Annotated in this window: 12 protein-coding genes and 1 pseudogene; 8 read left to right on the forward strand and 5 right to left on the reverse strand. The window is 61.3% G+C overall.

Features of this window, described 5'->3' with window-relative positions:
• Nucleotides 1-30 precede the first annotated feature (30 nt).
• From CKW21_RS00095 to cueR, 3 genes are all read left to right on the forward strand, one after another.
• Nucleotides 31-414: a hypothetical protein gene (locus CKW21_RS00095; RefSeq protein ID WP_095192000.1), complete on the forward strand. Its 384-nt coding sequence runs from the start codon at nucleotides 31-33 to the stop codon at nucleotides 412-414.
• A gap of 191 nt (nucleotides 415-605) precedes the next feature.
• A complete protein-coding gene (locus CKW21_RS00100; RefSeq protein ID WP_095192001.1) occupies nucleotides 606-2,999 on the forward strand; it encodes a heavy metal translocating P-type ATPase in 2,394 nt (797 codons plus the stop codon).
• Nucleotides 2,996-3,409: a Cu(I)-responsive transcriptional regulator gene (gene cueR, locus CKW21_RS00105; RefSeq protein ID WP_095192002.1), complete on the forward strand. Its 414-nt coding sequence runs from the start codon at nucleotides 2,996-2,998 to the stop codon at nucleotides 3,407-3,409. Before CKW21_RS00100 ends, cueR begins: the two co-directional genes overlap by 4 nt.
• Nucleotides 3,410-3,570: 161 nt before the next feature.
• Here the strand turns inward: cueR and CKW21_RS00110 are convergent, their stop codons facing one another.
• Nucleotides 3,571-4,464 (reverse strand): PA4780 family RIO1-like protein kinase, encoded by an 894-nt coding sequence (locus CKW21_RS00110; protein WP_095192003.1) that lies wholly within the window; start codon nucleotides 4,462-4,464, stop codon nucleotides 3,571-3,573.
• Between the two features lie 453 nt (nucleotides 4,465-4,917).
• Between CKW21_RS00110 and CKW21_RS32095 the strand changes: the two are divergent.
• Together CKW21_RS32095 and CKW21_RS32100 are read left to right on the forward strand one after the other, a co-directional pair.
• Nucleotides 4,918-5,850, forward strand: a pseudogene (locus CKW21_RS32095) (cache domain-containing protein); the annotation flags it as partial.
• A 129-nt stretch (nucleotides 5,851-5,979) separates the two neighbouring features.
• Nucleotides 5,980-6,708 carry a methyl-accepting chemotaxis protein gene (locus tag CKW21_RS32100; protein ID WP_371917492.1) on the forward strand — a complete coding sequence of 243 codons (729 nt, stop codon included), beginning with the start codon at nucleotides 5,980-5,982 and terminating at the stop codon, nucleotides 6,706-6,708.
• Nucleotides 6,709-6,810: 102 nt separating this feature from the next.
• Here CKW21_RS32100 and CKW21_RS00120 read toward each other — a convergent pair whose 3' ends face one another.
• Nucleotides 6,811-7,602: a helix-turn-helix transcriptional regulator gene (locus CKW21_RS00120; RefSeq protein ID WP_095192005.1), complete on the reverse strand. Its 792-nt coding sequence runs from the start codon at nucleotides 7,600-7,602 to the stop codon at nucleotides 6,811-6,813.
• 191 nt (nucleotides 7,603-7,793) lie between these two features.
• Entirely contained in the window at nucleotides 7,794-9,071 is a 1,278-nt protein-coding gene (locus tag CKW21_RS00130; protein WP_095192007.1) for an acetyl-CoA C-acetyltransferase, read from the reverse strand.
• 263 nt (nucleotides 9,072-9,334) lie between these two features.
• Between CKW21_RS00130 and CKW21_RS00135 the strand changes: the two genes are divergently transcribed.
• Nucleotides 9,335-10,687: a 3-oxoacyl-ACP reductase gene (locus tag CKW21_RS00135; RefSeq protein ID WP_095192008.1), complete on the forward strand. Its 1,353-nt coding sequence runs from the start codon at nucleotides 9,335-9,337 to the stop codon at nucleotides 10,685-10,687.
• Between the two features lie 2 nt (nucleotides 10,688-10,689).
• Nucleotides 10,690-11,544: a MaoC/PaaZ C-terminal domain-containing protein gene (locus CKW21_RS00140; RefSeq protein WP_095192009.1), complete on the forward strand. Its 855-nt coding sequence runs from the start codon at nucleotides 10,690-10,692 to the stop codon at nucleotides 11,542-11,544.
• Between the two features lie 131 nt (nucleotides 11,545-11,675).
• On the opposite strand, the gene CKW21_RS00145 is transcribed toward CKW21_RS00140, so the two are convergent.
• The gene (locus CKW21_RS00145) at nucleotides 11,676-12,104 is read right to left on the reverse strand and encodes a response regulator (protein ID WP_095192010.1); all 429 of its coding nucleotides are present in this window, start codon (nucleotides 12,102-12,104) and stop codon (nucleotides 11,676-11,678) included.
• A 74-nt stretch (nucleotides 12,105-12,178) separates the two neighbouring features.
• A complete protein-coding gene (locus tag CKW21_RS00150; RefSeq protein WP_095192011.1) occupies nucleotides 12,179-12,388 on the reverse strand; it encodes a Flp family type IVb pilin in 210 nt (69 codons plus the stop codon).
• A 325-nt stretch (nucleotides 12,389-12,713) separates the two neighbouring features.
• Here CKW21_RS00150 and cpaB point away from each other — a divergent pair, with 325 nt between their 5' ends.
• Complete coding sequence (cpaB, locus tag CKW21_RS00155; RefSeq protein ID WP_095192012.1) at nucleotides 12,714-13,661, forward strand: Flp pilus assembly protein CpaB; 948 nt, start codon at nucleotides 12,714-12,716, stop codon at nucleotides 13,659-13,661.
• The last annotated feature ends 2 nt before the right edge of the window (nucleotides 13,662-13,663 follow it).

Below are 13,663 nucleotides of genomic sequence, written 5' to 3' on the forward strand. Positions count from 1 at the left end.
ATCAATGACTCGATCTCAGGAGATTCAGCCATGCGCTGGTCAGTTTTCAGCCTGTTTGGCTTCCTCAGCCTCTTCTCCGCCATGCCTTCGGCCCAAGCCGCCGGGGAGGACTATGGCGTGCTGATCATTTCCCGCGAACGGCTGGAAGTCGCGACCAACTGCGAGATCGGCGTGTACATCCACGATCAACTGTCGGCGCGGCTGTTCCAGGAGCAAAGCACCTCGTTCAACCTGCCCCCGGGCAACGTGTCCCTGCGCCTCAAACTGCTGCCGGGCCAGGTGCCAGGCTGTAACCCGGGCATGCTGGCACCGGGTTCGCAGAACATCACGCTGCGCGCCGGGGATGTGCAGAAGTACCGGATTGCGATGACGCAGGAAGGGATGTATCTCAAGCGTGCGGGCCTGGGTTACTGAAACAAATCCCTTGTGGGAGCGAGCCCGCTCGCGAAGGCGGTGTGTCAGTCAACGATGATGCTGATTGGACGACCGCTTTCGCGAGCAGGCTCGCTCCCACATTTGACCTGCGACAATCCGCAGATGGGTGCTTGACCTTGCCAGCATGGCAAGGTTGATCCTGTAGACATCTTCTACAGGGAGTGCAACCGATGTCCGAATCCACCACTTTCGATCTGCCGATTGCTGGCATGACCTGCGCCAGTTGCGCCGGGCGTGTCGAGCGCGCCTTGAGCAAAGTCATCGGCGCCAGTGCTGTCAGCGTCAACCTGGCCACTGAGCAGGCACGGGTCCAGGCGCCTGTCGACAGCCTCCCGGCGCTGATGGCGGCTGTGGAAAATGCCGGTTACCGCGTGCCGCAGCAAAGTCTGGAACTGAGCATCGACGGCATGACCTGCGCGTCCTGCGTCGGCCGCGTCGAACGGGCACTGAACAAAGTGCCGGGGGTGAAGAGCGTCAGCGTGAACCTGGCCAACGAGCGCGCGCATCTGGAGCTGCTCGGGCATGTCGATGCACAAACCTTGATCGCCGCCGTGACCAAGGCCGGTTACGCCGCCAGCGTGTGGGAAGCCGAACATCCGCCCATCGATACCCAACAGGCCCGCCTGCATCGCGAGCGCTGGGCCTTGATCGCGGCCATTGCCCTTGCCTTGCCGCTGGTATTGCCGATGCTGCTGCAACCCTTCGGCGTGCACTGGATGCTCCCGGCCTGGGTGCAATTCGCGTTGGCCACGCCGGTGCAATTCATTTTCGGCGCGCGGTTCTATGTCGCGGCGTGGAAAGCCGTGCGCGCCGGTGCCGGCAACATGGACCTGCTGGTCGCCCTGGGCACCAGCGCCGGGTATGGCTTGAGCGTCTATGAATGGGCCACCGCCGCCGGGCGCATGCCGCACCTGTATTTCGAAGCCTCGGCGGTAGTGATCGCCTTGGTGCTGCTGGGCAAATACCTGGAGAGCCGCGCCAAGCGCCAGACCGCCAGCGCCATTCGCGCCCTGGAGGCGCTGCGCCCGGAGCGGGCGATTCAGGTGATTGACGGCCGCGAGCAGGAAGTCGCCATCAGCGCCCTGCGCCTCAATGATCTGGTATTGGTCAAACCCGGTGAACGCTTCCCGGTGGACGGTGAGGTGGTCGACGGCCAGAGCCATGCCGACGAAGCGCTGATCAGCGGCGAAAGCCTGCCGGTCCCCAAGCAACCTGGCGATAAAGTCACCGGCGGCGCGATCAATGGTGAAGGTCGCCTGCTGGTTAGCACCCAGGCACTCGGCGCGGAAACCGTGCTGGCACGCATCATTCGCCTGGTTGAGGACGCCCAGGCAGCCAAGGCGCCGATTCAGAAACTGGTGGACAAAGTCAGCCAGATCTTCGTGCCGGTGGTCCTGCTGCTGGCTCTCGCGACCTTGATCGGCTGGTGGCTGTATGGCGCGCCCCTGGAAACCGCGCTGATCAATGCCGTGGCTGTACTGGTGATCGCGTGCCCTTGTGCATTGGGCCTGGCCACGCCGACGGCGATCATGGCCGGCACCGGGGTGGCGGCGCGTCATGGGATTCTGATCAAGGACGCCGAAGCGCTGGAGCGTGCACATGAAGTCAGTTCGGTGGTGTTCGACAAGACCGGCACCCTGACCTCCGGCGCCCCGCGCATCGCCCACCTGAGTGCCATCGACGGTGACGATTCCCGCCTGCTGCAACTGGCCGGCGCCTTGCAACGCGGCAGTGAGCATCCGCTGGCCAAGGCTGTGCTGGATGAGTGTGCACAACGCGGCCTGACCGTGGCCGATGTCAGCGACAGTCAGTCCCTGACAGGGCGCGGCATTGCCGGCAGTCTTGATGGCCGTCGAATGGCGCTGGGTAATCGGCGCCTGCTGCAAGAGAGCGGATTGAGCGCAGGCGAATTGGCCGGTTCGGCCACTGCCTGGGAAACCGAAGGCCGGACCCTGTCCTGGCTGATCGAGCAAAACCCCACGCCGCGCGTACTGGGATTGTTCGCTTTCGGTGACACGCTCAAGCCTGGCGCATTGCAAGCCGTGCAACAACTCAACGCACGTCATATCAGCAGTCACTTGCTGACAGGCGACAACCGTGGCAGCGCCAAAGTGGTGGCCGATGCTTTGGGCATCACGAACGTACACGCCGAAGTCCTGCCTGCGGACAAAGCCGCCGAAGTCGCCGCTCTGAAAAAAACAGGGGTAGTGGCGATGGTCGGCGACGGCATCAACGATGCACCTGCTCTGGCCGCGGCGGATATCGGCATTGCCATGGGCGGCGGCACCGACGTGGCCATGCACGCCGCCGGGATCACCCTGATGCGCGGCGATCCGCGCCTGGTACCGGCGGCGCTGGAGATCAGCCGCAAGACCTATGCGAAGATCCGGCAAAACCTGTTCTGGGCCTTCGTCTATAACCTGATCGGCATTCCCCTGGCGGCCTTCGGCTTCCTCAATCCGGTGCTGGCCGGTGCGGCGATGGCGTTGTCGAGTGTGAGCGTGGTGAGCAATGCGCTACTGTTGAAAACCTGGAAACCCGAGGATCTGGAGGACAAACGATGAACATCGGCCAAGCGGCCCGCCACAGCGGACTTAGCGCGAAGATGATCCGTTACTACGAGTCCATCGGTTTGCTCAAGGCGGCCCATCGCACCGACAGCGGTTACCGGGTGTACAGCGATGACGACCTGCACACACTGGCGTTCATCAAGCGATCCCGGGACCTGGGGTTTTCCCTGGAAGAAGTCGGCAAGCTGCTGACCCTCTGGCAGGACCGCCAGCGTGCCAGTGCCGATGTGAAGGCCTTGGCCCGACAGCACATCGACGAGTTGAACCAGAAGATTCGTGAACTTGGGCAATTGCGCGATACGTTGCAGGACTTGGTCGAGCATTGCCAGGGCGATCATCGACCGGATTGTCCGATTCTCAAGAATCTGGAGTCGGGGTGTTGTGCCAAACCGGTTTCGGCCTGATTGCCACGGGCGTCCCTGTGGGAGCGAGCCTGCTCGCGAAAGCGGACTGCCTGACACACTGATGTTGGATGTGCCGACGTTTTCGCGAGCAGGCTCGCTCCCACATTGGGTTTTGTGTTGCGCACAAAAAACCGGCCGAAGCCGGTTTTTTGATTAACCGATCACTGCATCCAGGGCGGAGGCGGTTCTTCGGTTTTGCCCGGTGGCGCATCGTCTGCGGCACGGGCCGCTTGTTTGCGCTCTTCATCCAGGCGTGCGGCCTCGATCTCGCGCATGATGCCGCCGACGTCCGCCAGTTCTTCCGGTTCGTCGAACTCACCGGTCAGGACACTGGCCGGGTGCAAGGTGCCCGCCTCGTACAGGGCCCACATTTCCTTGGCGTACCGGGTTTTCTTCAACTCCGGGGCAAACCGCCCGAAGTAGGACGCCATGTTGCCCACGTCCCGCTCCAGCATGCTGAACGCGTGATTGTTGCCCGCCGCGTCCACCGCTTGCGGCAAGTCGATGATCACCGGGCCGGTCGGGGTCAGCAGGACGTTGAACTCGGACAGGTCACCGTGCACCAGACCGGTGCACAACATCAGCACGATCTGAGAAATCAGGTAGGCGTGATATTCGCGTGCCTGGTCCGGTTCCAGTACCACGTCGTTCAGGCGCGGCGCGGCATCACCGTACTCGTCGGCCACCAATTCCATCAGCAGCACGCCTTCGAGGAAGTCATACGGCTTGGGTACCCGCACACCGGCGTTGGCCAGGCGGAACAGTGCCGCCACTTCGGCGTTCTGCCAGGCGTCTTCGGCTTCCTTGCGGCCAAACTTGGAACCCTTGGCCATGGCCCGGGCCTGACGGCTGTTGCGCACCTTGCGGCCTTCCTGGTATTCGGCCGCCTGACGAAAACTGCGTTTGTTCGCCTCCTTGTAGACCTTCGCGCAACGTAACTGGTTACCGCAGCGCACCACGTAAACAGCTGCTTCTTTACCACTCATGAGTGGGCGCAGCACCTCGTCGACCAGACCGTCCTCGATCAGGGGTTCAATGCGTTTTGGAGTCTTCATCAGCTTTTATTGTGGGTCCTTTATTACCAAACACGCGAAAGTCATTCGTTATACGGCAATCCATCCAATCGGGGGAGGGGGTGCCGACGTACCGTTCGCGTGATTTTTCAAAACAACCCTCAATTTCCGCAAGCAACAGCCGAAGCCCTGAGTGACAAACTGATTTGTCCGACAATCGTTTCTACAACAATAACGATGCCGCCCTCAGGGAACAGGGTTGATCAACAACGTTTACGGCTGCCAATAAACCGCGAGTCATCTGCACTGCGTGGGCCTACAAGAAAATCTGGAGCGCGGATGAACATCAAACAGAAGTTGACCTGGGCGTTTGCAATCATCGCCTGCTTGCCCGTGGTGCTGGTCGCCACCCTCGTTGTGCTGAACTTGCGCAGTGATGCCAAGGACGAATTCGTCGACAACAGCGGTCGCGAAATCCGTCAGGTCAGCAATGCCATGCAACTGTTTTTCGACGGCATCAGCCAGAACGTCGAATACCTGGCCAAGCAACCGCTGATCACGAACTCTGACGACAGCCTCAAGACCTACATGAACGCCAACGCCGCCAGCATTCCTCAAGGCGAGATGGACAAAAAAGTCTTTGGCTTCCTGCAGGACCTGGGCAACGCACATCCATCCTACGCCTACGCCATCCTCGGCACCGCCGCCGGTGGTTACGTGTCGTGGCCGGACGATGCCAAGCTGGCCAACTACGACCCGCGCCAGCGTCCGTGGTACAAGGCGGCCCAGGCCAAACCGGGCAAGCCGTTCCGTACCGAGGCCTACTACTGGGCCGAAAATGATACGACCTACGTCAGTACCGTACGCACCATCGACAACAAGCTGGGCACCAATGGCGGTGTCGTCAGTATCGACGTGTCGCTCAAACAACTCACCGAACTGGTCAAACAGATCAAGCTCGGCGAAACCGGCTACCTGATGCTGCTGGAAAACTCCGGCACCGTGCTGGTCGATCCGAAACAACCGGAGCACAACTTCAAGGCCCTGGGCAGCCTCGGCGAGGGTTATGCCCAACTGGCCAAGGCCGGCAAAGGCCTGGTCGAAGTCGAACTCAATGGCGAGCGCTACATGGCCAACGTCTGGCCGTCGGAGCAACTGGGCTGGACTTTCATCGGCCTGATCAAACAAAACGACGTAATGAGCACCGCGACCCAACTGACCTGGTTGATCGCAATCATCGCAGCCGTGCTGGCGGTGATCTTCGCCATTGTCGGCGCCAGTTTCGCCAGTGTCATCGTGCGTCCGATCCGCAGCGTGGCCGATGGCCTGGAAGGCATCGCCCAAGGTGAAGGCGACCTGACCAAAAACCTGCAAGTGCGTGGCAGCGACGAAACCGCGCAACTGGCCAACTGGTTCAACCAGTTCCTGACCGCGATCCGCAACCTGATCCAGAACATCGGCGGCGCCGCGACCAAGATCCTGGCCACCTCCAAGAGTTCGACCCAAGTCTCCAGCGACATGGCCGAAGCCGCCGGACGCCAGCGTGAAGCGGTGGACATGGTGTCCACGGCGTTCCACGAAATGGTTGCCACCGCCAACGAAGTGGCCCGCTCTTGCAGCCAGGCCGCCGAGTCGGCCGACAGCGGCCAGCGCCAGGCCCGCGAAGGCCAGCAGCAGATCGACGCCGCCGTGAGCAGCGTGGATCGCCTGAGCCAGGAAATCGAACAGTCGGCCCAGTCGATGCAACAGCTGGAGCGCGACAGCAATGACATTCAGTCGATCCTCGGCACCATTCGCTCGATCGCCGAACAGACCAACCTGCTGGCGTTGAACGCCGCCATCGAAGCAGCACGGGCCGGAGAGCAAGGCCGTGGTTTTGCGGTGGTGGCGGACGAAGTGCGGGCGTTGGCCAAGCGCACGGCGGATTCCACGGCGGAAATTGACGGGCTGCTGGGTAACCTGGCCAAACGCACAAGCCAGGTGACACAGCAGATGCATGCCAGCCTGGAAGTGTCGCAGCAATCGGTGACGCGCATCGGCGAAGCTCGCAGCAGCTTCGGGCAGATTCGCGAATCGGTGGACGTGATCCGCGACATGAACACCCAGATCGCCACGGCGGCGGAACAACAGCACCAGGTGGCCGAAGACATCAACCGGCACATCAGCCAGATCCATGGCGATGCGCAATTGGTGGCCGAACTGGCAAACTCGGCGCGGCTGGATTCCCAGAGCCTGGCCGGGTTGTCCAATGAACTGGATGGGTTGGTGCGGCGGTTCCGTACCTGATTCAACATCCCGGTGGCCGCTTCGCGGCCATTCGCGAGCAGGCTCGCTCCCACAGGGTTATTCGCTGTCCTTGTGGGAGCGAGCCTGCTCGCGAAGAGGCCTTTACTGCCGAAACAATTCTCCCGGGGTAAACCCGAACAGGCCTTTGAACGCCGCAATAAACGCCGACGTCGAATCATACCCACAGGCCAGTGCGGCATTGGTCACGCTGTCCCCCTCCTCCAGCAAACTCAACGACGACAACAAGCGCATGCGCTGGCGCCAGCCACGAAAGCTCAACCCGGTTTCGCGCTGAAACAGCCGCATCAGGGTTTTCTCCGACGTGCCCAAACGCTCTGCCCACGCCTGCAAGGTCACGCCGCTTTCGGGGTTTTCGATCAGTTCGTTGCACAACCCCAGTAACCGTTCATGGCGGGGCAACGGCAGGGAGAAGCCGACCTCCGGCAGCGCTGCCAACTGATCCAGCAGCACGCTCACCAGTCGCGCTTCCTGGCTGTCGCCCTGTGGATATTCCACGGGCAGCAGGCAAAAACTCTTGATCAGTTCCCGGGCCAACGGCGTCACTTCCAGCACCCGGCAACGCTCGTCCGCCCACGGGCAATCCTCGCGACGTACATACAGGCTGCGCATTTCGGCGCGCATCGACGTCACCACCTGATGCTCAAGATCCGCCGGAATCCAGATCCCCCACTGCGGCGGCGCGAAGAAGCTGCCCTCAGCGGTGTGCACGCCCAGAACCCCGCTGATGGCGTAGGAAAATTGCACCCAGTCGTGGCGATGGGACGGTGTCCAGGAGCCGGCATTGAGGCTCTCCACCCGGGCGTACAGCGGACGCGGTAATGCGGTGAGGGGTGGGATGCTGCGTTCGAGGGAGACTTGTCCGTTGGTCGGCATTGAATGGCCTTGTGTTGCGGGACGGCGGATAACGCGACGCTAAGCCATGTCACTCATCTATTCAACACCGATAGCCCTCTGTGGGAGCGAGCCTGCTCGCGAAGACGGAGTGTCAGTCGACGTTGGTGCTGGCTGACACACCGCTTTCGCGAGCAGGCTCGCTCCCACAGGGTTTCACTCATTTTTTGCGATTAACGTTCGATGATTGCTGTGACACCCTGCCCCCCCGCCGCACAAATCGAAACCAGTCCCCGCCCCTTCCCCGCCGCATCCAGCAACTTCGCCAGGTTGGCAACAATGCGCCCACCCGTGGCAGCGAACGGATGGCCCGCCGCCAGTGAACTGCCTTTGACGTTGAGTCGACTGCGATCGATCGAGCCCAGCGGCGCGTCGAGGCCCAGGCGGCTTTTGCAGTATTGCGGATCTTCCCAGGCCTTCAGCGTGCAGAGCACTTGCGCGGCGAAGGCTTCGTGGATTTCGTAGTAGTCGAAGTCCTGCAGCGTCAGCCCGTTACGCGCCAGTAACCGCGGCACCGCATACGCCGGCGCCATCAACAGGCCTTCGGCACCGTTGACGAAATCCACCGCCGCCGCCTCGCCATCACGTAGATAGGCGAGGATCGGCAAGCCGCGTTCCCTGGCCCATTCCTCACTGCCCAACAACACCAGCGACGCACCATCGGTCAGCGGTGTGGAGTTGCCGGCGGTCAGGGTGCCCTTGGCACTCTTCTCGAACGCTGTTTTCAACGAGGTGAGTTTTTCCAGGCTCAGGTCCGGGCGCAGATTGTTGTCACGGGTCAGGCCAAGGAACGGCGTGATCAAATCGTTGTGCCAACCCTCTGCGTAGGACGCGGCCAGTTTCTGATGACTTTCCAGGGCCAGTTGATCCTGTTCTTCACGGGAAATATTCCAGGTCTGGGCCATCAACTCGCAATGCTGCCCCATGGACAAACCGGTGCGCGGTTCGCCGTTGCGCGGGAATTCAGGGATCAGGTGGCGGGGGCGCAATTGCAGGAAGCTTTTCAGTTTGTCGCCGGTACTCCTGGCGCGATTGGCTTGCAGCAGGATCTTGCGCAGACCCTCGCTGACACTGATCGGCGCATCGGAGGTGGTATCGACACCTCCGGCAATACCGCATTCGATCTGGCCCAGGGCGATTTTGTTCGCCACCAGCAGCGCCGCTTCCAGCCCGGTGCCGCAAGCCTGCTGAATGTCATAGGCAGGCGTCGAGGGCGACAGTCGCGAACCGAGTACGCACTCGCGGGTCAGGTTCATGTCCCGCGACAATTTGAGGACCGCGCCCGCGGCCACCTCGCCGATTCGCAGGCCATGCAGGTTGTAGCGCTCGATCAATCCTTCGAGCGCGGCAGTGAGCATGTCCTGGTTACTCGCCGTGGCGTACGGGCCGTTGGAGCGGGCGAAGGGGATCCGGTTACCACCGATGATCGCGACGCGGCGCAGTTGAGTCATGAAAAGCTCCTGATGACATTCCTCGAAGTTGAGCCGATCCCTGTGGGAGCGAGCCTGCTCGCGAAAGCGATTTGTCGGTCACAACAATATTGAATGTGCTACCGCCTTCGCGAGCAGGCTCGCTCCCACAGGGTCTGAGTTCTCCTGAAAATTCCGGGACAAACTAATCTGCTTTGAACAAGCGTAGGCCTTATCTCGTGGATCGAACGACTGATCGCCATTCATGGTCCACACTTTGAATCCCAGCTACCGGAGCGCGTTCCATGTCTGACCGCTATATCGACTTCGCCAATTCGTCCATCGGACATCGCCTGGTCGCAGCCACGGGCCTGCCCTCGCCGGTACGCCTGGAACGCTGGCAGGCCGGCCGGCTGCGTCCGGTCGAGGGTGCATTGCTGATCGGTGGCGGGCCGCTGGCGGAGAAAGTCAGCGCGTTCGCCAACCGCCTGACCGACGCGATCTACGGCTACGGCACCGACCCTTCGATGGCCACGGCATGGATTCCCGGCCACGGCCCGAAACTCAAAGCCGTGGTGTTCGATGCCAGCGATTTGCAGCAGACCGACCAGCTTAAACAACTGCGCGAGTTTTTCCAGCCACTGCTGAAAAACCTCGATCACTGCGCACACCTGGTGATTCTCGGGCGTGATCCGCAGACGTTAAGCGACCCGTTCGCCGCCAGCGCCCAGCGCGCCCTGGAGGGTTTCAGCCGCTCGCTGGCCAAGGAGCTGCGCAGCGGCGGCACCTTGCAACTGATCTACGTCGGTGAAGGCGCCGAAGATCAACTCGAAGGCCCGCTGCGATTTTTCCTTTCGCCCAAAAGCGCTTTCGTCTCCGGGCAGGTGATTCGCCTGAACCCCTGCGACATTCAGGTGACGGACTGGACCCGTCCGCTGGCCGGGCGCAAGGCACTGGTCACCGGCGCGGCACGGGGCATCGGTGCGTCCATCGCCGAAACCCTGGCCCGCGATGGCGCCGACGTCATCCTGCTCGACGTGCCACCGGCGAAAAACGATCTCGAAGCCCTCGCCGCACGCCTCGGCGGGCGCAGCATCACGCTGGACATCTGCGCCGAAGACGCTGCCGCACAATTGCTCGAACAGTTGCCCGATGGCGTTGATATCGTGGTGCACAACGCCGGTATCACCCGGGATAAAACCCTGGCCAACATGACCCCGGATTTCTGGGACGCGGTACTCGCGGTCAACCTCAACGCCCCGCAAGTGCTGACCCAGGCCCTGCTCGACAGCGGTACGCTGCGCGACAACGGTCGGGTGATTCTGCTGGCCTCGATCAGCGGAATCGCCGGCAATCGCGGGCAAACCAACTACGCGGCGAGCAAGGCCGGGTTGATCGGCCTGGCGCAAGCCTGGGCACCCTTGCTGCTCGAACGGGGCATCAGCATCAACGCCGTGGCCCCCGGCTTTATCGAAACCCAGATGACCGCGCGGGTTCCCTTCGGCTTGCGCGAAGCCGGGCGACGCATGAGTTCGCTGGGCCAGGGTGGCCTGCCGCAGGACGTCGCCGAAGCGGTGGCATGGCTGGCGCAACCGGACACCGGCGCATTCACCGGGCAAGCCTTGCGCGTCTGCGGGCAAAGTGTTCTGGGGGCATAGGCATGACGACTGATTGGCACACACTCACTCGCGAACCCGCTCTGCCGGCGTTGTACGCAAAAGCCGCGACGCGGCGCAGGATCACCGGCACCACCCTGCCCGATTCGGGGTTGCGTTGCTGGGTCGATGTCGAGCCCAAGCGCCTGGCGGCCTATCGCAAAGTCTGCGGATTCAATGACAACAGCCTGCTGCCACCGACCTATCCCCACATCCTCGCCTTCGCCTTGCAAATGCAATTGCTCACCGCCCAAGACTTTCCGTTTCCGTTGCTGGGGCTGATTCACCTGAACAATCGCATCCGTGTGCTGCGCCCCATGGGCGGGCTCAATCGGGCGCGGATCGGCGTGAACGTGCAGAACCTGCAACCCCATGCCAAGGGTGCGACGTTCGATCTGGTGACGACCCTGGATGATCAGTTGGGGACGCTGTGGGAGGCGCAAAGCCAGATGCTCTGTCGCGGCGTCAAGCTTGAGGGCGAGCCCGTCGAAGAGGTGCTGGCTTCATCGCTGACACTGACACAAGTCGCCCAATGGAAAGCGCCTTCGGACATTGGCCGCCAATACGCCAGGGTCTCCGGGGACTACAACCCGATACACCTGAGTGCGGCCAGCGCCCGGCTGTTCGGTTTTCCTTCGGCCATCGCCCACGGGTTATGGAACAAGGCGCGCACACTGGCCGCGCTGGAGGATCATTTACCGGCGGCGAACATCGAGGTCGCGGTGCAATTCAAGAAACCGGTGCGCCTGCCCAGCAGTGTGGCGCTACTGGCCAGCGCAGCGGGGTCCGGTGGCGAACTGCAATTGATCGGGGACGGGGATCTGGAGCACATGGTCGGGCTTTGGCGGCCACTTACCTGAACTTTCGACAGGGGCGCTACGGTTGCCTGTCAGATCGCTTTCGCGAGCAGGCTCGCTCCCATCGATCAAATGTGGGAGCGAGCCTGCTCGCGAAAAACCCGAGAACACCGCGGGGCGCCTGAATTCATGCGTTATCGTTCACGGCCTTCGCCAGCAAGCTTCGCTCCTACAGGTTGTGGAAACAGGTTGTTCAACGTTTCCAGCAACCGCACGTGATAGATCGGCTTGCGAAACAGATCCAGCACCTGCAAGCGCAACATGTCACTGACATCGTCCATATCCGCATGCCCGGACATCACAATCACCGGCAGATGCTGGCGCGAGGTGTGCTCGCGCAGGCGCTTGATCAACGACATGCCGCTTTCCTCAGGCATGCGCAGGTCGGTGATCACCAAGGCAATGTCCGGATGACGCGTCAGGTGATTCAACGCCAACTTGACCGACGTCGCGGTAAAACAATCAAAGCCCTCACCCTCCAGCAACTCCGCCAACTCAAGCAATGCATCTTCTTCGTCGTCGACCAGAAGAAGTTGTTGCCGCGAAAGTGCTGGAGAGTTCATGGGCAACACCTGTAATGGGCTAAGCGCTGACATAAGAACCCGCTTTTAGCATTAACAAATCACTGGCACCTTAATTACGGTTTAGGAATTAACGCCGTCGAGATTGTTCCAAAGAGCGTCGTGATCGACGTCCCCATACCAGTACTAAGCCCGGCAATTACCACCGCCACCATAGCGGCCACAATCGCATACTCAATACCCGAAGCTCCCTCGGTATCTTTGGCAAGTCCCTTGTAAAAAGCGATTTCCGATTTGACCTTCTGAACAAGTTTGGAAAAAGACATGACCTATCTCCTGAAACACCCGGGTGTTGCATGAGCGCAACATGGTTCCCCTATGCCAGCACCAGCATTGTCGGCATTCCCCCGGTCAACAACTGTAACAACGCATTAATACAAAAGTATTAGTCGTTTCGTTGACGTCAAAAACCCGTTCAATTCACCTTAATTCGTTACTTTCGTTAGATTTTTTTCAGTTCGGTAATGGCGTTTTGCTCTACCTGCGCTACGGTCAAATAGCGAAATAGTTTCATGTTCATAGCTGCCTGATTGCGAAGTTGTCTCGCTGGATAACGCGAGGTCTTTAAGCAGCAGGAAAGGGAGAGCCGTCATGAACAGCCGTATCACTCTGGGCCTTGCCGGATTGTCGTTGGTGGGCGCTGTCATTGCCGGTTACTGGGGCCTTACGCTGAGCCGTCAACCGGCCGCGGTCCCTGTTGCGCAAACGGCGGGCACTGCACCGTCATCCATCACTCAGGCACCGGTGCCACAAGAAGACACCACCCGGCAACCGGTGGTGGTCCTACAGCGAGACATCGCGCCATTTGAGCCCATCACCGCCGCTGACGTGGCCCTGGAAAAACTCCGTACCGTCCCCGCCGGCAGCCTGACCCGTCTCGATCAAGCCATAGGCCGTGCTCCCTGGCGTGCCCTCAGCGCCGGCAGCTGGCTCAGCGGCGACAGCTTCGAAGCCGGCAGCAAGCTGGCGCGAATGATTCGTCCCGATGAGCGCGCCCTCGCCGTCGCCGTGGATGAAGTGATCAACGCTGGCGGTCAACTGACGCCGGGGGATTACGTCGATGTGCTGCTGTTTTTGCGCATGGACACCAACAACATCCAGCCCTCGGCCCAGCTCGTAGTCCCGGCATTGCGCGTACTTGGGGTGGGCGAACAAATGGGCCTGACCAACGATGGCCAGCCCGCCAGCCCGGTTCATGGCAACGATGAAAAAACCCGCCAGGAACAACGCGCCAGCGCCCGCACCGTACTGCTCGCCGTGCCCGAACAACTGCTGAGCCGCCTGATGCTCGCGGCGCAAGCCGGGGTGTTGCGCCTGGCTGTGCGCAGCGCGGATGAAAAACGCCTTTCACGCTACTGGGCCGGTGAAAGCGACTCCCCGACCAACCTCGCCAACGCCGACCGCGAATTGATCCAGTTCAATCAACTGGCCATGACGGCGCCGCCCAAGACTGTCGTGGCCATGGGTGCCTCCGCACCGGCGCGCAAGGCGGGTGTGGAAGTCATCCGCGGCAATGAAATCACTCAACAGACCCCCTGAAT

The organism is Pseudomonas sp. Irchel 3A7 (assembly GCF_900187565.1).
GTDB lineage: Bacteria > Pseudomonadota > Gammaproteobacteria > Pseudomonadales > Pseudomonadaceae > Aquipseudomonas.